General features: G+C 55.7%; 17 protein-coding genes. 5 read left to right on the top strand and 12 right to left on the bottom strand.

The genetic code is table 11. The annotated features are described in order from the left end of the window. Window positions 1-5: 5 nt before the first annotated feature. From QOL67_RS06085 to QOL67_RS06075, 3 genes are all read right to left on the bottom strand, one after another. Window positions 6-2,714, bottom strand: coding sequence for an ATP-binding protein (locus tag QOL67_RS06085; RefSeq protein ID WP_283425077.1), 2,709 nt, complete (start codon window positions 2,712-2,714; stop codon window positions 6-8). After that, the gene (locus QOL67_RS06080) at window positions 2,714-3,457 is read right to left on the bottom strand and encodes a substrate-binding periplasmic protein (protein ID WP_283425076.1); all 744 of its coding nucleotides are present in this window, start codon (window positions 3,455-3,457) and stop codon (window positions 2,714-2,716) included. Before QOL67_RS06080 ends, QOL67_RS06085 begins: the two co-directional genes overlap by 1 nt. A 215-nt stretch (window positions 3,458-3,672) precedes the next feature. After that, window positions 3,673-4,281: a hypothetical protein gene (locus QOL67_RS06075; protein WP_283425075.1), complete on the bottom strand. Its 609-nt coding sequence runs from the start codon at window positions 4,279-4,281 to the stop codon at window positions 3,673-3,675. Window positions 4,282-4,729: 448 nt separating this feature from the next. Here QOL67_RS06075 and QOL67_RS06070 point away from each other — a divergent pair, with 448 nt between their 5' ends. Both QOL67_RS06070 and QOL67_RS06065 read left to right on the top strand, forming a co-directional pair. Continuing rightward, on the top strand, window positions 4,730-5,122 hold the full coding sequence (locus QOL67_RS06070) for a BlaI/MecI/CopY family transcriptional regulator (RefSeq protein ID WP_283425074.1): 393 nt from the start codon (window positions 4,730-4,732) through the stop codon (window positions 5,120-5,122). Next, complete coding sequence (locus tag QOL67_RS06065) at window positions 5,112-6,227, top strand: M56 family metallopeptidase (RefSeq protein ID WP_283425073.1); 1,116 nt, start codon at window positions 5,112-5,114, stop codon at window positions 6,225-6,227. The genes QOL67_RS06070 and QOL67_RS06065 overlap by 11 nt, the downstream gene beginning before the upstream one ends. A gap of 356 nt (window positions 6,228-6,583) precedes the next feature. On the opposite strand, the gene QOL67_RS06060 is transcribed toward QOL67_RS06065, so the two are convergent. From QOL67_RS06060 to QOL67_RS06035, 6 genes are all read right to left on the bottom strand, one after another. Further along, window positions 6,584-6,862, bottom strand: coding sequence for a DUF2160 domain-containing protein (locus tag QOL67_RS06060; protein WP_283425072.1), 279 nt, complete (start codon window positions 6,860-6,862; stop codon window positions 6,584-6,586). Between the two features lies 1 nt (window position 6,863). Beyond that, a complete protein-coding gene (locus QOL67_RS06055) occupies window positions 6,864-7,661 on the bottom strand; it encodes a carbohydrate ABC transporter permease (RefSeq protein ID WP_164642124.1) in 798 nt (265 codons plus the stop codon). Window positions 7,662-7,672: 11 nt separating this feature from the next. Then, window positions 7,673-8,536: a carbohydrate ABC transporter permease gene (locus QOL67_RS06050; protein WP_164642126.1), complete on the bottom strand. Its 864-nt coding sequence runs from the start codon at window positions 8,534-8,536 to the stop codon at window positions 7,673-7,675. Then, window positions 8,533-9,624 (bottom strand): ABC transporter ATP-binding protein, encoded by a 1,092-nt coding sequence (locus tag QOL67_RS06045; RefSeq protein ID WP_283425071.1) that lies wholly within the window; start codon window positions 9,622-9,624, stop codon window positions 8,533-8,535. The genes QOL67_RS06050 and QOL67_RS06045 overlap by 4 nt, the downstream gene beginning before the upstream one ends. Window positions 9,625-9,636: 12 nt before the next feature. Next, entirely contained in the window at window positions 9,637-10,698 is a 1,062-nt protein-coding gene (locus QOL67_RS06040) for an ABC transporter ATP-binding protein (RefSeq protein ID WP_283425070.1), read from the bottom strand. Between the two features lie 142 nt (window positions 10,699-10,840). Further along, entirely contained in the window at window positions 10,841-12,577 is a 1,737-nt protein-coding gene (locus tag QOL67_RS06035; protein ID WP_283425069.1) for an ABC transporter substrate-binding protein, read from the bottom strand. Between the two features lie 502 nt (window positions 12,578-13,079). Between QOL67_RS06035 and QOL67_RS06030 the strand changes: the two genes are divergently transcribed. From QOL67_RS06030 to QOL67_RS06020, 3 genes are all read left to right on the top strand, one after another. After that, window positions 13,080-16,826: a calcium-binding protein gene (locus tag QOL67_RS06030; RefSeq protein WP_283425068.1), complete on the top strand. Its 3,747-nt coding sequence runs from the start codon at window positions 13,080-13,082 to the stop codon at window positions 16,824-16,826. 90 nt (window positions 16,827-16,916) lie between these two features. After that, entirely contained in the window at window positions 16,917-17,615 is a 699-nt protein-coding gene (locus tag QOL67_RS06025) for a fumarylacetoacetate hydrolase family protein (RefSeq protein WP_283425067.1), read from the top strand. A gap of 64 nt (window positions 17,616-17,679) precedes the next feature. Beyond that, complete coding sequence (locus tag QOL67_RS06020; RefSeq protein WP_283425066.1) at window positions 17,680-20,892, top strand: 2Fe-2S iron-sulfur cluster-binding protein; 3,213 nt, start codon at window positions 17,680-17,682, stop codon at window positions 20,890-20,892. Between the two features lie 139 nt (window positions 20,893-21,031). Here QOL67_RS06020 and QOL67_RS06015 read toward each other — a convergent pair whose 3' ends face one another. The 3 genes from QOL67_RS06015 to QOL67_RS06005 all read right to left on the bottom strand — a co-directional run bounded on the left by QOL67_RS06015 (window position 21,032) and on the right by QOL67_RS06005 (window position 23,917). Continuing rightward, window positions 21,032-21,664 carry a MarC family protein gene (locus QOL67_RS06015; protein WP_283425065.1) on the bottom strand — a complete coding sequence of 211 codons (633 nt, stop codon included), beginning with the start codon at window positions 21,662-21,664 and terminating at the stop codon, window positions 21,032-21,034. 151 nt (window positions 21,665-21,815) lie between these two features. Then, a complete protein-coding gene (locus QOL67_RS06010) occupies window positions 21,816-22,976 on the bottom strand; it encodes an acetate/propionate family kinase (protein ID WP_283425064.1) in 1,161 nt (386 codons plus the stop codon). Continuing rightward, window positions 22,976-23,917, bottom strand: coding sequence for a bifunctional enoyl-CoA hydratase/phosphate acetyltransferase (locus QOL67_RS06005; RefSeq protein ID WP_283425063.1), 942 nt, complete (start codon window positions 23,915-23,917; stop codon window positions 22,976-22,978). The genes QOL67_RS06010 and QOL67_RS06005 overlap by 1 nt, the downstream gene beginning before the upstream one ends. Window positions 23,918-24,013 lie beyond the last annotated feature (96 nt).

The following is a 24,013-nucleotide window of genomic DNA, read 5'->3' as shown; positions in this document are numbered from 1 at the left end:
ACGCCTCAAGTCCGTTTGTTCTCCAAAACTTGGTGCACTTTTTCCAGTAATGTCGTCCGTTGAAACGGCTTGTTGATCAACAAACCGCTGCTGACCAAATTACGGACCTCGACAGAGGAGTTTTCTGCAAACCCCGTCGTGTAAAGCACCTTGATGTCGGGGTGGTGTTTTTGAGCCAGCGCAGCAATTTCAACACCGTTGAGGCCGCCCGGCAGCACCATATCCGTGAACAAGAGGTCAAAGCTCAGACCGTCTCGCAAGTGTTGGACCGCCTCGTGGCCATTTTCTGCCTCTTGGACATTGTATCCTTGAGCTCGCAAAATGGAACCGGAGATACTCCGCACTGCAGCGTCGTCTTCAACCACAAGGATGTGCCCGACACCCCGCGCGTACTCTTGCACATTTTGAACCGTTTCCACCTCAGCCACCGCTTCTTTAGAGCGGGGCAAATAGAGTCTCACAGACGTACCGTGACCTTCTTCGCTGTAGATCGTGACATGCCCATTTGACTGCTTGACGAAGCCAAATACCATACTGAGCCCAAGACCACTTCCCTTGCCGACATCTTTTGTTGTGAAGAAGGGTTCAAACACTTTGAGTTGAACATCCTCAGACATGCCCTCCCCTGTGTCACTCACCGTCACCTGCACATAATCTCCCGGGGTAACCTCTGTAGATTGCGCCGCATAAGACTCGTCTAGAGTGGCATTCTGAGTTTCTATGGTCAGTCGCCCCCCCCGTGGCATGGCGTCCCGCGCATTCAGCACGAGGTTTATCAGCGCGTTTTCAAATTCATGGGTGTCGATCAACGCGGGCCAGAGGTCGTCAGGGCACGCCACAGCCAGTTCGATGGTGGCCCCCAACGTTCTGTGCAGCATGTCGTCGATGCCGCCAATCAAATCGCATACATTTGCTGGAACAGGAGCCAACGTCGATTGCCTGGAGAAGGCCAGCAACCGTCCGGTCAGCGAGGAAGCCCGGTCCACAGCCGATTTGATGGTTGTGATGAATTTCTTTGTTTCTGGCGTCTTGTCTGCCAGATCCTCAAGCAGTTCGGTATTGCCAAGCATTACAGCCAGCAGGTTGTTAAAGTCGTGCGCCACCCCACCCGTCAGTTGGCCGACAGCTTCCATACGTTGCGATTGTCGAAGTTGTTCTTCAAGAAATTTGCGATCCGATATGTCGGATTGGACCGCAATAGCCAAGGTTCCATGCATAGAGTGCTCAAAGCCGGTCACTGAAACTTCACTCCAGAACAGGGATCCATCTTTGCGAACATTGAGCACGTCGCCACCCCATCGGTCGCCCTTCAAAATTTTGTCGGCAATGGTCGACGACACTTCTTCAGGTGTGGTGTCCATTTTAGCATTAAGCAGGCTGACAACCCGACCTGCAAGTTCTCCGCGATCGTAGCCGAACGTGGAATCAAGAGACGCGTTTGTGTAGATAATCACCCCATCAGACACCCGCGAAACAAGTACACCTTCGCCAACAACTTCTATGATTTCACCTCGGAACGTGAGTTCTGTTTCCGCATTCTTGAATTCGGTAATATCCAGAATACTGACGGGAATACTGCTGAACCCTGCGTCTGTTGCAGGCAGGGGGAGCGAGATCACGCCAATAATTTCTTCGCCGGTTAAGGTGTAAAAAACTGTTTCTGCCCGAAACATTCTCTGTTTTTCCCAAATGGCGCAAAGCTGTTCCTCAAACATGTCAATTGTTTCTGGACCAAACGTTTTTTTGGACTGCTGCATCAGCTCGTTCTCAGACGCCGCCCCGAACAGTTTCAGAGTTGCGTCATTGGCACTCAATACTTCTATTGTTGTGAACAGCTGCCAGGCCGCATCCTTGTTCACGTCGAGATAGTGCCGAAGATCATCCACCCCTTCGTTGCGAAGGTGATTGAGTGATTTAATGACCTCCGAATAGTTGGCATTGGATAGCGAAACCTGACTGTTTGCGATCAAACGCCGGTACCTCCGCTCCTCCTCTTTGAGCCGCGTGACTGCCTGCGCGCGGGCGTGAGAGAGTTTGTTGTACTCAAGCGCAATTTCACTCAGTTCGTCGTTTTCGTGCGCTTTGGAAACAGGAAGTTCCGTTGCTCCCCGGTGGATGTGGTCAGCAATCTCCCTAAGCGGCTTGGTCAACATTTTATGGTAAATCAAGGCAAGGACCGTCGCCAATAATAGGTTTCTTAGGACACCAAATCCAAGGACGAGCCCAGAGCGTTTGAAAAAGTCTCTGGCAATAACATTTGTATCGACGCGAATAATCAACTCACCTGCGTAGAAGCCGGTTTCCTTCTCTAGCAGTGGCGTGGAATACGATTTGACCTCACCAAATATTCCTTCAGCCAACCAAGATAGGGACGTCTTCAATTGCGGGCGCGTCCTTGAATACATCGTGTCGCCATAGCTATCGATAATCGTCGCTTCAGAAATCGCCAACTGATGGAACACCCCATTCACAACGGTTTGGGCTAACACCTTGTCGAGTCCAAATGCCGCCTGAAACGCTGACTCTTCCAGTATTTTGAGAGACTGCTCAAATGTCGTGTCAATTTGTTGAATCTCTCGTCGCAGATCCGACAATATCTGGATGGCACTGAAGCCAATCCCCAATACAAACCCAACAAGCACCGCAACACGTGCCTGTCGAAACGAAAGGCTATTCGTAAACTTTTTGGGCGACGTGCTGTCCAGATCCGGCACTATTTGAACTCTGGCGGAATGTAACGCTGCACAAAGGCCTCAATGGCACCTTCGTCTCGCAAGGCAGTGGTCGCCTGATCCATTTTTGCCAATATATCGTTCGACACCTGACCTTTGGCACATTGCAGCCACAAGGAGTTGTTTTCCACAGGAACGACAACACCGATGTCACCCCGTGTCACGTTCTCGGTTGCAAAACTATGGTAAAGACTAACCGCAGTTCCAGCAATTGCATCAACCCGTCCAGCCCTCAACAAGTCGATGCTTTGCTCGTAGCCATTTGTCAAAACACGTTCAATATCTGGCTCGGTCGTGACGGGGGAACCTCGGAAAGTGCCGCGCGGAATTGCCAGTCGTCGGCCGTGCAGATCACTGATGCCGGTAATGTCAAGTTGGGGCCGTGTCGCAAAAATGATTTCCATTCGATCGTGGATTTCGGAAACCTGGATCAAATGCTCCAATGTCCACGGAGTTTCCAGCGCAACCACACAATCGGTAAGGCCGTGTTCCAGGTTTTTTATCACACGTGCAATGGGCAGTACGCTGTTGATAATAGGAACTTCTGCTCGATCAGCAATGGCCGTGGTGATATCCACAAAAAGGCCAAGGCGGCCTTCTGGATCATCGTGAAGAACATAAGGCGCAAAGTCGAATGTTCCGAACTCCACAGTTTCGGCAATACTCGAGTTTGTTCCGAACAATACGATTGTCAAAGCCAACATATAGCTCAATGAATGTTTCATAGCAAAATGTCCCGACTTAATGTCCGTTTCGACGCTGGCTCTCCTCAGGGCCGTGATTTGTTTACGTATGTTGTTACCTTTTCGGGCTCTGATCAAGCCCTCGAAACTCGACTTTTGAGCCGTTGGATGAATGCAGGCCGTCACAGCCGCGTGAGTGGCTCTACTCGAGTACTATGGCTCGCCAGGCAGTTTCGACGTAAGGTTGCTGTTATTGGTCAAAAAACTTTACAAAGTCCGCTTCCTGCGCATTGCCGCCACTCGCAAGCATGGTGGGGGGTGCGCTTCGCAAAGTCAAAATATGCAGTTTCGCACTTTCCCTTTCTGTTCGTCGTTGTCCTGTGAGAAAGGTATTCTAAGTTGTTGATATAGTGTAACCTTCGCTGTGAGGGCAAGTACGCCGGTACATCTGTAACCAAGTAAGCATGGGCGTTGGCTGCGGCGGCGTTCATCAAGGTGAACCGTTTGAAAGCTTCCTGTGTGTCGCCGAGCTTGTCAGCAATAGCGGCGTCCAGCCAGAGATGGGACGTTCGTTTGTCAGGCTCCAGTCCCGACACAGCGACATCTCCTGCAGCCCGTTTTGCTGCAGCGTAGTTTTTGTTTCGGAAGTGCAGCAGCGCAGTGAAATGTGCAACGGTGTCGGTAGCGGTTGGGCCGAGTGTTGCTACAAACTCCATGCGCGCTTGCAGATCTGCAAGCCTGTTGCGCTTTTCATAGAGCTCCAGAAGGCTCCAGGCGGCGTCTAGAGAATTTGGTTTGAGCGACAGGCAATTTTGGCGGTCGACATTTCGCCCGAAGCTTTTGTGGACATGCCCGTCAAGTTCCACAGAAAAGCCGAGGTGGGGTATTCGGCCACGGCGACAGAAAGTATCTGTGAAAGGTCCGTAAACTTGTTGGAATGTAGTGGTGCAAGTATCTGTTGTTGCAGACCTTTGGGCGGGTGGCTCAAATTTGGATATCTATTTTCTGGCTGAGTAAGAGCGGATTTTGCGCGCGGGTTTTTGTTGGAAATTTGCAGAGAACATTGCGGTAGAGGACGCGCCGTACGCAGCTCGCAAGATTTTTCCAACTGTTTGGCTTGTGCCAGAGTGCGTTGAACATTGAGTGCACCCATTCTGAGCCTCTGTACTGTGGTTTTGTTCTGGTTAGCCTACGAGGTTGAAGGGAGTCTGAATCTGACGCGCAAGGCGTGTTTAGATGCCGTACATAAATCTCTTCCCCCCAGAGCGCCAATGAAGTACTAATTTTCTAGTAATCAAACACGGAGTGGCCACGTTGGCACGTCGACGCAGTGAGATGCTCACGGATGTTGAGCTGGAATTTATGATCGCCCTTTGGGAGATCGGCACAGGATCTGTGCGGGATATCATGGGAGCGCTGGATGGTGAGCATCAGCGTGCCTATACGTCGGTGGCGACCGTGATGAAAATTCTGGACGACAAGGGGTTTGTGACCTCGGACCGCAAGGACCGGGCGCTGGTATATTCTCCTGCCGTTGAGAAAGGCGACTATGAAGGTCGCAGCCTGAAAAATCTGTCTAAAACCTTGTTTGGAGGAACCCCGACTGCGCTGGTGGCGCGACTGGTGGATAATGAGGATCTGACAGACGAAATGATCCAGGAAATCAAAGAGATCATCGACACAAGGATCAGAAAGGATGACGGTTGATCAAATCGTAGGGGGGGCGATCTGGGTTCAGCTTTTGATCCTGTTGGCCGCATGTGTTTTTGCCTTCTTTGAGGGCCTTTTTGTGCTGTCCGGCGGACGGCGCAGTTTTTCGACGCGACGACGATTGGGCATGGCGGCCATCGCCTGTCTTGCATTGGTGCCATTGGTCACGCCGTATCTAATTACAACGACCTATGCAGCCTCGGTGAACGCCACAGATGTGGTGGTTTCTCAGGTGCTTAGCGGGAATATCGCGCTTTCCGCACAGGAGATGTCTGCACTGTTGGCGATGAAAGCCCAGTGGCTGGATCAGATGTCTACCGGCGGGTCTGTGTTTGCACAGGTGTTGATTGCCACGTTTGCTGTCGGATTTGTGGTTCGCGCTATTTATCTGGCCATAAACATCGGACGTATTCGGCGCGCCATCACCGCAGGTCGTGTCGTGCAACGCACCAAATGGGTGTCTGTTGTTGTATCGCCTGCGGTGGAGGTGCCATTTTCGACTCGAGGTCTCTTCCGATATTACGTGGTGTTGCCCGTGTCGCTTTACCGTGATGCTTCGGGCGTGCAGATGGCCCTTGGGCATGAGATGCAACACATTCGCCAAGGGGATGTGGATGCGGAAGTTTTGTTGTCGTTGATCTCACCTCTGGCAGTGCTCAATCCCGGTTTCTGGTTTCTTTCCAGCCGGTTGCGAAAGCTTGGAGAATTGGCCTGTGATCGGGCTTATCTGGCGCGAAAAGGCTTTGATGCACATGGATACGCTTTGCGGCTTTTGGAAATTGCACGGTTCTCGCAGGCACAGGCCAAGGCGCAGCCGGCGGCGTTTGGGGTGCCTTTGGTGGGACGCAAAGTGCCGTTCCTGTCGCGCCGCTCAATGCTGAAAGACCGCATTGTGGAGATCGCGCGGGATCAGGATGAACCAGCCAAAGAGGCATTGATTTTGGGCGCGGGCATGTCGGTTTTGATGGCTGGCGTGGTGTTGCTTGGTGCGGTGTCGTTGACTGAGCCAGAAGACTGGAGCCATGAGCGGATCATGCTCAGCACGGTGGCCAATCTGGACCGTCTGAACGAGCTCAATACGCTGGCGCAGCGCAGCTGGTAACACTGTCAGAAACTTAGAAAACGGCCTCGTCACAGTGCTTTGTGGCGGGGCCGTTAACCTTTGAAATCAACGTCGGTATGGCGTCTGTATCGCGGCTGTTTTGCGGCGGTGCGTCTTTTGGGACGCCGGCCGCGTTAAGAAGTGTTGCCGGTGGGTAAGACATGGGGGCGATGCCCCCGTCGCCGGGGGCGACTCCCCCGGGATATTTGGCGAATGAGAAGACAGGGCGGGGCTCTGGCGGATTCTTGTCGTCAAAGTCCTAGTTGGAGGACCTATCGTGGGAGGGTGCCAGAGAAGGCAAATACAAAGGGCAGCGCTGTGATCGGCGCTGCCCTTTGCTGTTCTTCGTATGTGGGTCAGACCTTCCAGAAGCAGAAAGTGCCCCAGCACATTGCCAGACCAAGTGGCCACCAGAGCGGTTCGCCCATCAGACCCAGCCAGGCGAGGAAGATGAAGCTTCCCCCCAGACAGGTGAGGAACAGTCGGTCGCCGCGGGTGGTGACCAGACCCAGCACACCTTTGCGCTCGGCCCCGCCGGGATATTTTATTTCCAGCACAATCAGCAGGCCAATTGTGGAGAACAAGCAGATGAAGATTGCGGCCGTGGGCCAGGTCCATGCCATCCAGCTTAACATATCAAACTCTCCCCATCGCGAAGCCCTTCGCGATGTAGTTGCGGACAAAATAGATCACGATGGCGCCGGGGATGATGGTCAAGGTTCCCGCAGCGGCGAGCAGACCAAGTTCATAGCCCGCAGAGGACGCTGTCTTGGTCATCGTGGCGGCGATGGGTTTGGCGGCTACGGCCGTCAGGGTTTTGGCCAGCAGCAACTCCACCCATGAGAACATAAAGCAGAAGAAGGCCGCGACGCCGACACCAGCTTTGATTGTTGGGATGAAGATGGTCAGGAAGAAGCGCGGGAAGGAGTAGCCGTCGACATAGGCGGTTTCGTCCAGTTCCTTCGGTACGCCGCCCATGAAGCCTTCCAAGATCCACACCGCGAGCGGGATGTTGAACAGGCAGTGTGCCAGCGCCACGGCGAGGTGCGTGTCAAACAGGCCCACAGCAGAGTAGAGCTGAAAGAAGGGCAGGGCAAACACAGCCGCCGGGGCCATGCGGTTGGTCAGCAACCAGAAGAACAGCTGCTTGTCACCCAAGAAGCGGTAGCGGCTGAAGGCATAGGCCGCGGGCAGCGCCACCGCGATGGAGATCACCGTGTTCAGGGACACGTAGATGATCGAGTTGATGTAGCCCCAATACCATGTCGGATCGGTGAAGATCGTGATGTAGGCCTCCAGCGTGAAGGTCTGTGGGAAGAGCGAAAACCCGGAGAGAATCTCGTTTGTGGTTTTGAAGCTCATCGCCACCAGCCAGTAGATCGGCAGCATCAGGAAGAAGATATAGAGGATTGGAACGAGTGATCTTTTACGCATGATCGCTCTCCTTAGTTCAGGTCGTCTTTGGTCATCAGCGTGTAGAACAGCCAGGACACAAAGAGGGTGATTGCGAAGTAAATGAGGCTCATCGCGGCGGCGGGGCCGAGGTCAAACTGACCAAGCGCGATTTTCACCAGATCGATGGACAGGAGCGTGGTCGAGTTGCCGGGGCCACCGCCGGTCAGCACAAACGGCTCGGTGTAGATGTTGAAGCTGTCCATAAAGCGCAGAAGGATGGCAATGGTCAGCACGTTCTTCATCTTGGGCAGCTGGATGTAGCGGAACACCGACCAGTTGGAGGCACCGTCGATCTTGGCCGCCTGATAATAGGCATCCGGGATCGAGACGAGGCCAGCGTAGGCCAAGAGAACAACCAGCGAGGTCCAGTGCCAGACGTCCATGCCGATGATGGTGATCCACGCCGCCACAGGGTCCTGTGTCATGTCGTAGTTGATGCCAAGCACGTGGTTCAGGAAGTAACCCAAGAGGCCAATGTCAGGCAGGGCAAAGATGTTCCACATTGCACCAACCACGTTCCATGGGATCAGCATCGGCAGCGCCATGAGCACAAGGCAGACCGGCACCCAGAAGCCTTGGCGTGGCATGGCAAGCGCGATGGCGATGCCAAGGGGCACTTCGATGATCAGGATCATGAAGGTGAAGAAGAATTGACGTCCCAGTGCGGCGTGGAAGCGCTCTGATCGCAGGATTTGTTCAAACCAGGTGAGGCCTTCCCAGAAGAAGAGGTTGTCGCCAAAGGTTTCCTGGACCGAGTAGTTGACCACTGTCATCATTGGAATGATGGCGTTGAAGGCCACAAGCAGCAGCACCGGGGCCACGAAGAACCAGGCTTTTTGGTTTTCGGTTTTCATGCTGCGCTCTCCTTTTGCGCGGGCGTGGAAGCAATCCAGCCGTCGGCATAAAGCCGAGTCTGAGCGGCTGTGAGTTGTAGGTGCACGGTGTCGCCCGTTGCGGGTGGGGTGCCGTTCACAACGGCGGAGATTTTGGTGTCCGCTATTGTGACTTGCACCACGGCGTGACGGCCGACGTCGGAAACACGAGACACAGTTCCAGCGATACCGGTGTCGCCAAGCGACACAAACTCCGGGCGGATGCCAATTTCCAGTGTGCCTTTGGTGCCGGGATGGATGGGACCTTCCAGAGCGACGGCTGTGCCGTTGAACAGTGCTTGGCCGTCTTTGATGGTTGCTGGCAGCACGTTCATGCCTGGGGAGCCAATGAAGTGGCCCACAAAAGTGTGTGCGGGACGTTCAAACAGTTCTTCTGGTGTGCCGATTTGCACCACTTCGCCGTCCTGCATCACCACCACCTGATCGGCAAATGTCAGAGCTTCGGTCTGGTCGTGGGTGACGTAGATCATCGTGTGAGAAACACGCTGATGCAGCTCTTTGAGCTTGGTGCGCAACTTCCATTTGAGATGCGGGTCGATCACGGTGAGTGGTTCGTCAAACATCACGACATTCACGTCATCGCGTACGAGGCCACGGCCCATGGATATTTTCTGTTTGTTGTCAGGCGACAAGCCAGCCGCCTTGCGGTCCAGAATGTCGGTGACTTCGAGCATCTCAGCAATTTCTGCGACACGCTTTTCGATGGTGGCTGGATCGACGCCGCGGTTCTTGAGCGGGAACGCGAGGTTCTGGCGCACGGTCATGGTGTCGTAGATCACCGGGAACTGAAACACCTGTGCGATGTCACGCTGATCAGGTGGCAGTTTGGTGACGTCTTGGCCGTCAAACAGGATTTGGCCTTCAGACGGCTCCAGCAGGCCGGAGATGATGTTGAGAAGGGTGGATTTGCCACAACCGGAGGGGCCAAGCAGGGCGTAAGCGCCGCCGTCTTGCCAATCCAGATCAACTTCTTTGAGGGCAAAGTCATCTGGTCCCTTGGGATTGGGATAATAACTGTGCCGCAGGTTTTTGAGAGTGATTTTCGCCATTCTGTGTGCCCCTTAGCCGACGCGGGCGCCGTCGGGCGCAAAATAGAAACAGGTGGTGGGATCGAGGAAGAAATCGTGGTCTTCGCCAATCCGATACGGGTGGGTGCCATGGGCGAGGCTGACCCAGCTGTTGTCGCCAAAAGAAAAGTGCGCGGAGCTTTCGGAACCCGAGAGTTCGGTCACACCAATTCGGCCAGTCAAGGAAACATCTGCGCCGTCATGGGTATGTGGCAAGACATGGTGCGGGCGCACGGCCATGACGTAGTCGCCGTCAGTGAGACCTGCGGCATCGCCTGATGCGGTCCAGCTGAGGTTGCCGAGATGCATGGCGTCACCGCGTTTTGTGACGGGCGCATGGTTGATGGGCGGGTCAGAGAACACGCTCGCGGCGGTCAGCGATGCTGGTGCGCGGTAGATGTCCGCTGTGGTGCCAAACTGGGCCACGGACCCATCGACCATCAGGGCGGTCTCGCCGCCAAGCAGCAGCGCTTCTTCGGGCTCAGAGGTGGCATAAACCACCACGGCGCCGCGACCGGCAAAGAGTTCAGGCAACTGCTCGCGTAGTTCTTCGCGCAGTTTGTAGTCAAGGTTGGCCAACGGCTCGTCGAGGAACACCGCGCGGCTTTCTTTGGCAATGGCGCGAGCAAGGGCGCAGCGCTGTTGCTGGCCACCGGAGAGTTCATGCGGGCGACGCTGTAGCATGGGGCCAAGTTGCAGGATGTCTGCGGCTTCGGCGACACGGTCAGCAATTTCGGATTTGGCCATGCCTGCCACCTTCAAAGGGGAGGCAATGTTTTCAAACACAGTCATATGCGGGTAGTTCACAAAGAACTGGTGCACGAGGCTGATCTTGCGTTTTTGTGTGGAGAGGGCGGTCACGTCTTCGCCCTCCATGAGGATTTGACCGGAGGCAATGGGGTCAAGCCCTGCCATCATCTTGATCAGTGAGGTTTTGCCAGCGCCGGTTTCGCCCAGCAGCACGTTGAAGTGGCCTTTTCTCAACGTGAGTGTCGTGGGTTTGATGTGTGTCACACCTTGCACGACCTTTGTAATATTATTTATTTCCAGTGCCATGTACGCACCTATTGATCCTTGTGTCGCCCTGTGGAGGAGGGGCCCTGTTGATGAGGGAAGTGGGCAGGATGGCCGGGGCTTTGTAGGAAAGCCCCGGCCTGTTCGACCAATTTCACGGGGAGTGAATGGTCTGGAGGAACGCTTAGTTCTTGTTCCAGCGGGCAACGAGGTCGTCGTAGTTGACGGTCTCACCCTGTGGTTTTTCGTTGTCCAGCTTGGGCTTTGCGCCACCGTTGGCAAACCACCACTCCGCGTCTTTCTCTTCGTTCAGACGTGGGCCGCAGCCACCGTAGACATTCTGAGCTTCGTCTGCGCGTTGCATACGGGCCATGGTGATGTCCATTTCTTCGGCCAGACGGTTCATCGCTTCCTGCGGTGTAAAGGCGCCGGAGTTCACGTCCCCAATTTGCTGCCACCAGATTTGCGCCAGCTTTGGATAGTCCGGTACGTTCACGCCGGTTGGGGACCAAGCCACACGATCAGGTGAGCGGTAGAACTCGACCAGACCACCCAGTTTGGGGGCGCGTTCGGTGAAGCTGTCGTGGTTCACAGAGCTGTCGCGCGCGAAGGTCAGACCCACGTGGGACTTTTTCACGTCAACAGTTTTGGAGGTCACGAACTGGGCATAGAGCCACGCAGCCTGTGCGCGCTCAGACGGGGTGGACTTCAGGAAAGTCCAGGAGCCAACGTCTTGATAGCCGACCTTTTGGCCTTCTTCCCAATATGGACCGTGCGGGCTTGGCGCCATACGCCACAGTGGGTTGCCGTCGCCGTCTACGGTGTTGTTGCCTTCAGACTGAGGTTTCACCATGTCGGCGGTAAAGGCAGTGTACCAGAAGATTTGCTGGGCCACGTTGCCTTGTGCCAGAGCGGGCAGAGACTGATAGAAGTCATAAGACGCCGCGCCGGGAGGGGCGTAGTTGCGCAGCCATTCGTCCCATTTGCGGATCGCGTAGACCGCTGCTGGACCGTTGGCGGCACCACCGCGGGTGACAGAGGCACCAGCTGGATTACAGGAGCCTTCCTCCATGCGGATGCCCCATTCGTCGATGGGTACACCGTTTGGCTCACCCTTGGAGCCTGCGCCCGCCATGGAGAGCCATGCGTCGGTCATGCGCCAGCCAAGGTCAGGGGCGCGCTTGCCGTAGTCCATGTGACCGTAGATGTCGACGCCGTCGATGGTCTTCACGTCTTTGGAGAAGAACTCAGCGATGTCTTCGTATGCGGACCAGTTCACAGGCACGCCGAGGTCATAGCCGTATTTGGCTTTGAAAGACTCTTGCAGGTCTGCGCGGTCAAACCAGTCTTTGCGGAACCAGTAGAGGTTGGCAAACTGCTGATCTGGTAGCTGATACAGATCGCCATCCGGACCGGTGGTGAACTGGGTGCCCATGAAGTCAGCCAGATCGAGGGTTGGGGACGTTGTGCCCGCCCATTCGCCTTCCATCATATCGGTCAGGTTATACGCCAGTTGCAGACGCGAGTGGGTGCCGATCAGATCGGAGTCATTGACGTAGCCGTCATAGAGGTTCCGCTTGGTCTGCATCTGTGTTTGCACAGCCTGCACCACTTCGCCTTCGCCGAGGATCTGGTGGTTGACCTTGATGCCAGTGATTTCCTCAAAGGCCTTGGTCAGAACTTCGGCCTCGTAGCCGTGAGTCGGAATGCCTTCCGACAGCACGTTGATTTCCATGCCCGCAAAAGGCTGTGCAGCAGAAATGAACCACTGCATTTCGCCCATCTGCTCATCTTTGGACAGCGAAGACGGCTGGAATTCTGCATCGATCCAGCGCTTGGCTGCCGCGTCGTCGGCATGTAGCGATTGTGTACCCGCAATCACGGCAGACGCCGCGACGGCGGAGATAAGATACTTACGCATCTTGTCCTCCCAATTGTTTGTAGACCAGCCTAGCAGACCGGATGTCTAAAGGTGTCAAATGCGCTTTTTTCAGTCAACTAATAATTTAGTAGATTGAACATTCTTCGGTTGTTCTTGGGTTTTAGTAGTTGAAATATAACATAAAAAATCAACCTTTAACTTTGCGTAAGGGCGCATTTTGACGGGAAATTACCGTCAACTTTGCGATTCTGTAGATGTTCGAAATGTTCGATTATGCGCGAAAATGCTCTACCTCGTTTTGGAATCAGACGAAATTCCGACACACGAAAGAGGAAAATTTGACCTTTGAGTACGAGAGCTGTTCCCTGTGTGCGGCCGGCGGTGCAGGAAGGATTAGCTTCAATGTTGCCATTGTTCCTAATTTCGAAACAGTTCGTGTTTATTTTTTCTTAACGCTTACACGATTTTGGCGGTAGGCTACACGCACTGGCACTATTTCAATTATCTTTTAAGTTTCCAGCAAATCCTGTGGGGGCAGTCTATGTTGTTTTTGAGCGTTCTATTGCCTTTGCTGGCCGGACTTACCGCTGGCGTCGTGGACCCATCCACGCCTTCTGATGACGATACAGGAGACGGCACCCCGGATACCCGCGATGACACCGTGACCGGAGGGGATGGCACGGATGGCACAACTGGGGATGATGACACAACCGGGGATATTGTTCGTGCGATTGAGGATATCTTGGATGACTTGGGTTGGGGCGGGGATACGCCGGACGATGAGCCAATTGTCGCCAATCCCGGCGAAGAGATTTCCGGCACGGAGAGTGACGATACCCTTGTAGGTACCGAGCGCGATGACACAATGTCCGGCGCTGGCGGAAACGACCGTTTGGACGGCTCTAATGGCAACGACCTGATGGATGGCGATGCCGGAGATGATGTGGTCTTGGGCCGGTATGGTGTTGATGTGATCAGCGGCAATGACGGCAACGATCTTGTCAAAGGCGGAAAAGGGAATGATTTCCTATTTGGTAACGCTGGTGACGACACGCTGATAGGCTCTCCTGGGGATGATGTTCTGGTTGGTGGCAGTGGGGCAGATTACCTGCGCGGCGACCAAGGGGATGACCTGTTGGTTGGGCTGGACGATTTGTCCGAAGAGACCGCGCCGGACACTTTGCTGGGTGGTATCGGCAACGATCGACTTGTCGGAGATGACGGCGATGTTCTGACCGGGGGCGAAGGCGTAAACCGGTTTGGCGTTGTTGTGGGGGGAGCGCCAGTCACGATCACCGATTTTGATCTGTTTCACCCGCCTGGTTCAGAACTGGCGACAGATTTGCTTTCGCTGCTGGACGAAAACGGTGATCTGATCCCAAGCTATGATATTTTGGAGAATGGCGGACACCTAGAAGACACCGAAGATGGCACTGGCGTAAATGTCTTCTACGATGATCAGCTGGTGGCGATCATCGAAGGCTATGAGGCGCAGGATTTCCGATCTGACTCCAATTGGTTGGGCAACTTTTCTCCTGAGTTGACCGGGCGTTTGGATGGCAACGATCTGTTGACCGGGGACGCGGGGGACGTTGTCCGCAACGATGACATGAACGGTGGACTGGGGAATGACACGCTGATTGGTGGCCTTGGCGCGGACACACTGGATGGCGGTGAAGGCAACGATGTGATCAACACCGTAGACAGTGTAGCGGGTGCTGAGGGGCAAGATATTGCGCTGGGTGGCACAGGCAATGATCACTTCACAGCGGACGCCGGAGACCTCATTGGCGGGCAGGAAGGCCGCGACACATATGACATCTATGTGCCCACCGAAGATGGAATGGCACCAGTGGAGATTTATGGCTACGAGTTCTCAACGGAAAACCAGGAAGTTGAATTCCTGACATTGCTGGGGGCAGATGGAACGCCTTTGAGCGCGGAGGATGTGGCCGATAATCTAGTGATTTATCAGGACGAAGACGGTACCGACGCGGTCCTTGAGTATGATGGCCGTGTGATGGCGGTGATGCACGGGATTGACGCCAATTTGATCAGTGACCACACTCTGTGGATTGGAAATTTCGATCCGTCTCCGACAACCACAGCAGCGCCAACCAGCGGCAATGATGCGACGCAGATGTCCATGACACTACAAAGTTCGTCTGGCACCGGCATGGTTGTGTCGCAGGAAATGTTTGGCGCCAACACGGTCTTTAGTGTGAACACCGATATGGGGGTGCCACTAGAGAACTATGTTGAAGGCGCGCGGGCGCTGGAAATCCAGAACTTCCGCTTCCCGGCTGGGCAGGGCGACTCTCTGGATGGAGAGAACGAGGGTGTTGACTGGCTCAATGTGATTGATCTGGAAGAAAACGAAGACGGCGAAATGGTGCTGCGCGAAGAGGTGCGCAATGCCTTGGACGCGGCGATAGCGGCGCATGACAATGGCAGCGACGTGAAGGTCACCATGGTGATCGCAACAAAGCTGTACACGGTTGAAGAGTATGAGGACAAATACGACGACATTGCCCGCTTTGCCGAGATCATGGTCACAGATTACGCCGATCAGATCGAAGCAATTGAGATTGGCAATGAGTATTGGGCCATTGGCGAGACCAGCTATGGCTCCAAAGCTGATATTGCTGCGCGGGCTTTGGCGGAAGGTATGGAACGGGCTGGCGTGTCTGAAGACGATCAGCCAAGTATCATTGTGCAGATGGCAACGCCAAATGAGGGCAGCGAATATCATTCGTCAGTGGATGATCGCCCGTTTGGCGAACGCCGCGATGATGCCAATCAGCATATCATTGATCACTTGTCTGAAGAGGCGCGAGAGGCGATCGACGGTGTGGTGGAACACTATTACTATCGCCGCGACTATGACGAGTTTACCGGCGCGGGCGACGAGCAGGGCTTTATTCCCAATGACTATGCCATTTGGGAAGCCAATTTTGACAAAGAGCTCGATTTGCATGTGACGGAATGGAACATCCGCACCACCAATCTTGAACAGAACGGCATTCGCTCTGCTGGTATCCTGCCGGAGATGATGGAGTATATGGTCAGCTGGGGCGCCGATGCGGCACACGGATGGCCTGTGGTGCACAACACCACATCGATGCTCGCGGGGACACGCTCTGATATGCCGATCCTCAATGAAGACGGTTGGGTTGTGAACTCGGTTCGGGGGGCGACCTATGATGTGATGTCCTCGGAACTTGTCGGAATGCAGCTGTTGGAGACCAACTTTTCCAATGATGACGGCCGTATGGAAATTCAAGCGTATCAAGAAGATGGCAAGGTTGTTGTGCAGGTGGCTTCGCGGACGGGTGAAGCGGTGGACCTGGACTTGGACCTGTCGACCTTGGTGTCCGGATATGAGAATGCCTACGGTGTAAAGGTTGGCTATGACCGGTCAGCGGACAGCTCTGATGGGGTGTATCGCGACAACGGTGAGTATGTTCAGGCAGAGAGCACCATCATTGATGGCGAGCCGTATTACTTCAACGAGTATGATGTGCGGGCCACTGTGACGGATGTCGAGGTGGATGATGCGGACATGACACTGTCGCTTAACCCGTACGAGATGGTGCAACTGGTCTTCGAATTTGGGGACACGCCGCCTCCGCCCGCGGAAGAGGGGCGCGTGGTTGAGGGGACATCCGGCAATGATGAGATTGTCACCGAGGGTGGCAATGACTCTGTGGAAGGCCTAGCGGGCAATGACAATATCATCGCCAACGGCGGCTTCGACACCGTGCGTGGCGGTGAGGGCAATGACCGTATCGAAGGCGGCAAGCAGGACGACTACCTCTACGGTGACGAAGGCGATGACGCGCTTTACGGTCATTCGGGAGATGACAGTCTGAAAGCGGGTGAAGGCAATGACAGCATTTCCGGCAACCAAGGCGCGGACACCCTTTTGGGCAATGAGGGGAATGACGTGCTGCGCGGCGGTGATGACAACGACAGCATGAACGGTGGCCAAGGGGATGACACGCTGAAAGGCGGCAACGGACGCGATATCATGACCGGGTACAATGGAGCGGACACCTTTGCGTTTGAGCTTGAAGACATGATGGATGGCGACATCATCACCGATTTTGAGCCTGGCAAAGATGTGATTTCACTGGACTACGATGACATTTCGTCGATCGACGACCTGACCATCTCAGAAGTGGAGCAAGGCATTGTGATTTATGTCGGGGACCACGGGGGAATGTTGTTGCAAGGCGAGTTGTCGCTGGCGCAGGTGGCTGATCCGCGCAATTTCCTGTTTGCCTGATATCTGGGTGAGCTGCCTTTCCTCTGACGCGTGACAGCGCTAAAATGTCCATGTTCCTTGGTGTATCGAGGGGCTTGGGGAGGAAGGACCATGCGCTACTTGTTTGACCCACCAGAGTTTTTTGCAGTTCCTGTCAAAGGGGAGGCCGCGACCTATCCCATTCGGCGCATTTTTTGTGTTGGGCGGAATTATGCGGCGCATGCCGCCGAGATGGGCGGTGAGGTGGACCGCGAGGCACCGTGGTATTTCACCAAGTCGGTGGCGCATGCGGCGTTGAGCGGTGCGGAACTGCCCTATCCGGCGGGCACGTCAAACTATCATCACGAAATGGAATTGGCCTTTGCCATTGGCGCGGAGGTGTTTGAAGCCAGTGAAGCGGAGGCCGCGGCGGCAATTTTTGCCTATGGCTGTGCACTTGATATGACGCGGCGCGACCGGCAGCAGGATGGCAAAGATCATCGGCGACCTTGGTCGTTGGGCAAAGACGTGGAAGGGTCTGCCGTTTTGGCGGAGATGACCCGTGCGACGGAATTCGGCGCATTGGCAGATCAAGCTATTGCTTTGAAAGTAAACGGAGAGGTGCGGCAGGAAGGGCAGCTCTCTGAGATGGTTTGGTCGCCGGTTGAGATTGTGATGCATTTGTCGAAATTCTATCATCTGGGTCCAGGGGACATTGTGATGACGGGCACACCTTCGGGCGTGGGTCCGGTTGTGGAAGGCGATGCAATTTGCGGAACAATTGAGGGGCTTTCGCCTGTCGAACTGGCGTTGATGGTTACAAAAAGCTGACGTACTGAACCTGTTAAGAACCAATGCGCCGGGGATGGCGTGTGGACAGGCAAGAAGGGATACCATGGGGATCAAGTTTTTTTCCGACAAGGCGCGGCCGGTGCATCTGGGCCCGTACCCATTGGAACGACTAAAGCGGCAGGACACTGCTGCCTGGCGCAATGTGCCGGATGACCCTGTGATGAGCTTTCACCGTCCTGAGAAACCCGAGAGCATTGTGAATGCCATGGGTGAGTTTCAGGCGATGATGGATGCGCTGCGCGATGGCATGGTGAACGGCGTGCAATCCGAGGTGCCGTCAGATCCTGTGGAGCGGGCAAACCATTTGAAATCATTTGGATATTTCAACGATGTCTCGATGGTTGGTGCGGGGCCGCTGACGGATGAGGCGCGGCTGGATGTGCCACGGCGCAATCCGGACATCGACCGATTGGCGGAGGCGTTGCGGACGCGACAGATCAAATCCCTAGCGGCAGGCATCGACCTGATCATGGCGGATTTGAAAGACAGCATGGAGATGCCGCCAAGCTCGATTGAAGATCACAAACATGCGCTGGTGTTTTTGATTGAACATAATCGTGATCCGGAGCGGGGTGAACCGGGCAGTGATTGGATTTTGGACGCGCAGGATCATCGAGCCTGTTTGCGGGCGACGGAAAGTGCCGTGGTTATTGCCAATTATATCAGGCTGTTGGGCTTTGGGGCTAAGGCCCATACGGCGACGTCGTCTGATGTGGATTTGGGCAAAGTGGCGCTGTCTGCGGGTTTGGTGAGCTGTGAAGACGGCACGCTTGTGGCGCCCTGGTTGGGCACACGGTACGGGTTGGCGGTGATCACCACCGATATGGAACTGGCACATGACGGCGCGTTGGCACCGATGGCGGAACAGCCGTGGTTCAAAACACAGGGGCCGGCTTGGTGGTTGGGAAAAGGCTTTGCCAAATCCGCGATGACCCAAGACCCGTTCCGCAATCGCGACTACGTGAAAGGCGCGCAGCCGTTTGAGCGTTTGAAACGGGTTAAGGCACCGACAACTTACATCGATGAGGCCAATGTGGCACGTGTGCCCAAGCGGGCGGACCTGTTTGCGCGGGCGCAGTTTGGTGACATGGGTAAGTCGCTGCAAGACGCCGCGAAGGGTGGCTACTACGTGCGCAAAGCGGCGCCAAGCATGGCGCAACGGCGGGCCCTCGGCGCTTTTGTTCTGCTTCAAGATGGCGCAAGTTCTGAGGTTGAAAAGTCAACAGATTCAGGGCGTAACGCGGCAAACCTAAAGGCAGCGACCTACTTCTTGGGTGTCGATGCGGTCGGTTTGAGCCGTTGTCCGGAATGGGCGTGGTACAGCCACGATGCCACCGGTACGCCAATCAACCCAATCCATGACAATGCTATCAGCATGATTGTTGATCAGGGGTATGAAACCATGGAGGGTGCCAGCGGGGATGACTGGATCAGCGTTGCGCAATCCATGCGGGCGTATCTGCGGTTTTCGCTTTTGGGCGGCGTGATTGCGCAGCACATTCGCAACCTTGGCTTTAAGGCGAAGGCGCACACAGTGATGGACGGTGAGGTGCTTCAACCGCCGCTGTTGTTGCTCTCTGGCTTGGGTGAGGTGAGCCGGATTGGGGAAGTGATCCTGAACCCGTATCTGGGGCCACGTCTGAAATCCGGGGCTGTCACCACAGATATGCCAATGGATCACGACCAACCAATTGATTTTGGGCTGCAAAATTTCTGTGAGAACTGCAACAAATGTGCCCGAGAATGTCCTTCTGGGGCCATTACGGCTGGTCCGAAGCTGATGTTCAACGGGTATGAGATTTGGAAGTCGGACAGTCAAAAATGTGCGACCTACCGGATCACCACACCGGGCGGGTCGATGTGTGGGCGATGTATGAAAACCTGTCCTTGGAACCTTGAGGGGCTGTTTGCCGAAGCCCCATTCCGTTGGGCCGCAAGTAATTTCCCGAGCCTTGCCAAACCCTTGGCCAAGTTGGATGACGCTGTTGGCAATGGCAGCTTGAACGACACCAAGAAGTGGTGGTGGGATATTGAGCTGGAAGAGGACGGGGCGTATCGGCCAACGCAACATCCGCTCAACCGTCGGGATTTGCAGAAAGATTTGGACCTGAAATATGAGGACCAAACGCTGGCAGTCTATCCAGCGGCGCTGGCCCCACATCCGTGGCCATACCCGTTTCCGATGGACCGAGAAGCAGGGATTCAGGCATATGAATCAATGGTTTCTGCAAATGAGTACAAGGCACGTGTGGCCTCTGGTGATGACAGCGTCATTGACCGTTATGTGGTGCCGGATGCAGAGGATGCGCCGGTGGTGCAGGTGCAGATTTCGCATGTGGAGCCGATGACGGCGGATGTGACCAAATACGAATTCCAGACTTTGGATGGCACGCCGTTGCCGGAATGGACAGCTGGGGGGCATTTGGATGTGTTGGTCGCGCCAGAGTTTTTGCGCCAGTACAGCATGTCAGGCGATCCTAAAGATCGGTCAAAGTACCAGATCGGTGTGTTGCGTGAAGACGAAGGTCGCGGCGGAAGTGCGTTCCTGCACAGGATTTTCCGCGAAGGGCGTAAGGTGTTTGTGTCCAAACCAATCAACCACTTCGAGCTGGTTGAGGACGCGAGCAAGAGCTTCCTGATGGGCGGCGGCATTGGCATTACGCCGATGATTGCCTTTGCCCATCGCCTGCATGACATGGGGCGTGATTTTACGTTACATTACTCCGCGAGCCGCGAAGATGGCGCAGGATATATCAATGATATCAAAGCGATGCCCTGGGCGGACAAGGTGCAGTTCCACTTCTCTGATAAGGGAACGCGGGCGGACCTAGATCAGGTGCTGAGCGGCTATCAGGATGGTTGGCATGTCTACACCTGTGGGCCGGATCGGTTCATGGAGGGGGTGATGGATGCCGCCACACGTCAGGGCTTCCCCGAAGAGGCGCGGCATTTGGAGTATTTCAATGTTCCGGAACAGCCGGACTATGAGAATTTCGACTTCACTTTGCGGCTTAAAGATGGGCGTGAACTGCTTGTTCCGGCGGACAAAATTGCGACCGACGTACTGCTGGAGAACGGTGTACATGTGGACGTGAAATGTGCCGACGGGATCTGCGGTGTCTGCAAATGTGGGCTGGTGTCTGGCGAGGTGGAGCACCGCGACTTTGTGCTCTCCAACAAGCAGCGCGAGGGTGCCGTGATCCTTTGTCAGAGCCGGGCAAAAGAAGCCGGTGGGGTAATCGAAATCGACCTATAGGGCGGTGCGTTAACTGATGGGATTATCGACGATTTGCACGTCGGTATGACGTCTGTTTCGCGGCTGTTTTGGGGAGGTGCGTATTCTGTACCGCAAAAAGTTAATCGGCCAGCGTCCGGAGAGGCGCTGGCCGATTTTGTTAGACCAAGCCGGTTTTGCCAATCTCAAGCACGGCGCCGATTACGAGGTCGGCGGCGACGGAGGCGAGGATCATGCCCATGACGCGGCTGACAATCGCGGCGCCGGAGTTGCCAATCAGGCGGATGATTGGGCCCGCAGCCAGCATGCAGAGATAGGCACACAGCAAGACCACCAGCATGACGGCGCCGGTGAGGAGCTGATCGGGGATGGCGACGGTGTTGTTGTCGGTCAAAAGAACAATCGCCAGCATCGCGCCGGGGCTGGCCAAAGACGGCACCGCAAGGGGGAAGACGGCGGGCGAGGGTTTTTCGTCCAGATCGGCATCTGCATCCGCGGCGTGTTTGTCGCTTTCCGGTTTGCTTTCACCAAAGATCATGGTGAGCGCAAAGAGGAACAACACAACGCCGCCTGCAATTTGGAAGGACAGCAGGCTGATGCCAAGGCCGTCGATCAGCAGTTGGCCAAAGACCAAGAAGAAAAGCAGTACACCGGCGGAGACAGCGGCGGCCATGAGCGCCGTTTTGCGGCGTTCCGGTGCGGTCATGGCTGCGGTGACAGCGATAAAGACGGGAATGGTGCCAATCGGGTCGATCACAACCCAGAGGGTGACAAAACGTTCAAATAAATCCATGGGGGCAGGCTAGGGCGGATTGGCGGGGATGTCATTAGGGGAGTTTCCGGGCGGTCCAATCTGGCGTTGAGCGTTCGCCCGGGTGGGTGCGGAACGCGCCCGCCATGGGGCGGGCGGACGCGTGCCCGCCGCTGGCGCGACGGGCGTTGAACTAACCCGCGACCAGGCGTTGGGTTTCGCCCGCGATGATGCCTTCTTCGTCGGTGGGAATGACAAAGGCAGACAGGCGGCTGTCAGCCGTGGTGATACGCGATTTGCCAGCGGTGTTGGCGGTGTCGTCGATGTCCGCGCCAAGCCAAGCACAGCCTTGTAAGATACGCGCGCGGATGGCGGCGGAGTTTTCGCCGATGCCGCCAGTGAACACAATAGAGCCAACGCCGCCCATGGAGGCTGCTAAGGCCCCAATTTTCTTGCAGGCTTGGTAGACAAACAGGTCCACAGCCTCTGCCGCCGCAGGGCTGTCAGACGCCAAAAGGTCGCGCATGTCGGAGCTGATGTCAGAGACCCCCATGAGGCCGGATTTGGTGCCCAGTGTGTCTTCGATCTCGGCCACGGACATGCCGCGATCCCGCAGCATGTGAAAGATCACACCGGGGTCAAGCTCGCCACAACGGCGGCCCATGACCAGACCGTCGAGCGCAGTGTAGCCCATGGTGGTGGCGACAGACTTCATGTTTTGCATCGCACACATCGAGGCGCCATTGCCGAGGTGAGCGACAATCACCTTGCCATTGGGTTTGTCCAAGTGGTGCGGCAGTTGGGTGGAGATGTAGTGGTAGCTCAGCCCGTGGAAGCCATAGCGCAGCACACCGTCGTCCGAGAAGCTGCGCGGGATGGCGAAGAGCTGCGCAATACGCGGCTGGGTGCGGTGGAAGGCGGTGTCAAAGCAGGCGACCTGTGGGATGTCAGGCCAGCGACGGGCGACAGCCTCGATGCCGGCGAGATTGTGCGGCTGGTGACCGGGGGCCAGTGGGGCGAGGGTGCGCAGTTTGGCGATGACCTCGTCGGTGACCCGCGCAGGGGCGGCAAAGTCTTGGCCGCCGTGCACGACACGGTGCCCTGCGCCAATGATGCGCAGGTTGTCAGAGAGGCCTGCGATATGGGTCAGAAGCCAGTCAAGAATTTTGGCGTGGGTGGCGTTGTCTGCCACCGGCACGTCAATGTGTTTTGCGCCGCCATGGTATTGTGGATCCAGGCCGATGCGGTCGACCTGCCCATGCAATATCTGTTTTAGATCAGCGCCATAAACGGCGTATTTGATTGAGGAAGATCCGGCGTTCAGGACCAGAAACGCGTCGTGTGTCTCTGCCATCACATCAGATCCTGACCAAGGTTGTGATGCACCATCAGTTGCGCCAGAGCGGCGGAGACCAGTCGGGAGAGTGTGCCGTCCGCGCGGGAGGTCAGCATGATGGGCACGCGGGCGCCCAGCACTAGGCCGGCGCTGTCTGCACCGGCGAGATACATCAATTGTTTGGCAATCATGTTGCCAGCCTCGAGGTCTGGGGCGACAAGGATGTCAGCTTCGCCAGGGACGGGAGACTTGATACCTTTGGCGTCTGCGGCTTTGCGAGAGATGGCGTTGTCAAAGGCCAACGGGCCGTCCAACACACCGCCGGTGATCTGGCCTCGGTCGGCCATTTTACAGAGCGCGGCGGCTTCAACGGTGGAGGGGATCTTGGGGTAGATGGTTTCCAGTGCGGAGAGGATGGCGACCTTGGGTTCGTCTACGCCAATGGCGTGCGCCAGTTCGATGCTGTTTTGCACAATGTCCGCTTTGACCATCAGATCCGGGAAGATGTTAATCGCCGCGTCGGTGATCAGCAACGGCTTAGGATAGGTGGGCACATCAAGCACAAAAACGTGGCTCATACGGCGCTCGGTGCGCAGGCCAGTGACCTTGTCGACCACGGCGCTCATGACCTCGTCGGTGTGCAGCGCGCCTTTCATCAGGGCCTGCGCTTTGCCCTCGCGCACGAGGCGTACAGAGGCTTGGGCGCTGGCGTGGCTGTGCTTGGCATCGATGATTTCAAGACCGTCGATGTTGAGGCCTTCCTCGGCTGCGATGGCTTTGATGCGGTCCTCTGGCCCGACCAGAATGGGGGTGATCAGGGTTTTGTCGCGGGCTTCCAGCGCGCCAATAAGGGAGGCGGCGTCACAGGGGTGCACAACGGCCGTGGCGATCGGGTCCAGCGGCGCGGTGGCGGCCAGCATGGCGTCAAAACTGTTCACGTGTGGGGCGGACTGATCCAAGGGAGGCTCCAGTGCGGTCAAGGATAATGTGTTTGCGCGTTATGGCTCCAATATGGGGCGCTCACTTTGATTCACAACAAAAATAATGGGAAAAGC

It is taken from the genome of Shimia sagamensis, assembly GCF_900182745.1.
Lineage (GTDB): Bacteria > Pseudomonadota > Alphaproteobacteria > Rhodobacterales > Rhodobacteraceae > Shimia > Shimia sagamensis.
Note: the sequence above shows the minus strand (reverse complement) of the source record. Positions and strands in the feature narration are given on the sequence as shown.

Excerpts from the sequence above, each read along its gene's own strand:
- QOL67_RS06080 (WP_283425076.1), bottom strand. The coding sequence starts at position 3,457 with ATGAAACATTCATTGAGCTATATGTTGGCTTTGACAATCGTATTGTTC.
- QOL67_RS06065 (WP_283425073.1), top strand. The coding sequence starts at position 5,112 with ATGACGGTTGATCAAATCGTAGGGGGGGCGATCTGGGTTCAGCTTTTG.
- QOL67_RS06060 (WP_283425072.1), bottom strand. The coding sequence starts at position 6,862 with ATGTTAAGCTGGATGGCATGGACCTGGCCCACGGCCGCAATCTTCATC.
- QOL67_RS06055 (WP_164642124.1), bottom strand. The coding sequence starts at position 7,661 with ATGCGTAAAAGATCACTCGTTCCAATCCTCTATATCTTCTTCCTGATG.
- QOL67_RS06050 (WP_164642126.1), bottom strand. The coding sequence starts at position 8,536 with ATGAAAACCGAAAACCAAAAAGCCTGGTTCTTCGTGGCCCCGGTGCTG.
- QOL67_RS06045 (WP_283425071.1), bottom strand. The coding sequence starts at position 9,624 with ATGGCGAAAATCACTCTCAAAAACCTGCGGCACAGTTATTATCCCAAT.
- QOL67_RS06040 (WP_283425070.1), bottom strand. The coding sequence starts at position 10,698 with ATGGCACTGGAAATAAATAATATTACAAAGGTCGTGCAAGGTGTGACA.
- QOL67_RS06035 (WP_283425069.1), bottom strand. The coding sequence starts at position 12,577 with ATGCGTAAGTATCTTATCTCCGCCGTCGCGGCGTCTGCCGTGATTGCG.
- QOL67_RS06030 (WP_283425068.1), top strand. The coding sequence starts at position 13,080 with ATGTTGTTTTTGAGCGTTCTATTGCCTTTGCTGGCCGGACTTACCGCT.
- QOL67_RS06025 (WP_283425067.1), top strand. The coding sequence starts at position 16,917 with ATGCGCTACTTGTTTGACCCACCAGAGTTTTTTGCAGTTCCTGTCAAA.
- QOL67_RS06020 (WP_283425066.1), top strand. The coding sequence starts at position 17,680 with ATGGGGATCAAGTTTTTTTCCGACAAGGCGCGGCCGGTGCATCTGGGC.
- QOL67_RS06015 (WP_283425065.1), bottom strand. The coding sequence starts at position 21,664 with ATGGATTTATTTGAACGTTTTGTCACCCTCTGGGTTGTGATCGACCCG.
- QOL67_RS06010 (WP_283425064.1), bottom strand. The coding sequence starts at position 22,976 with ATGGCAGAGACACACGACGCGTTTCTGGTCCTGAACGCCGGATCTTCC.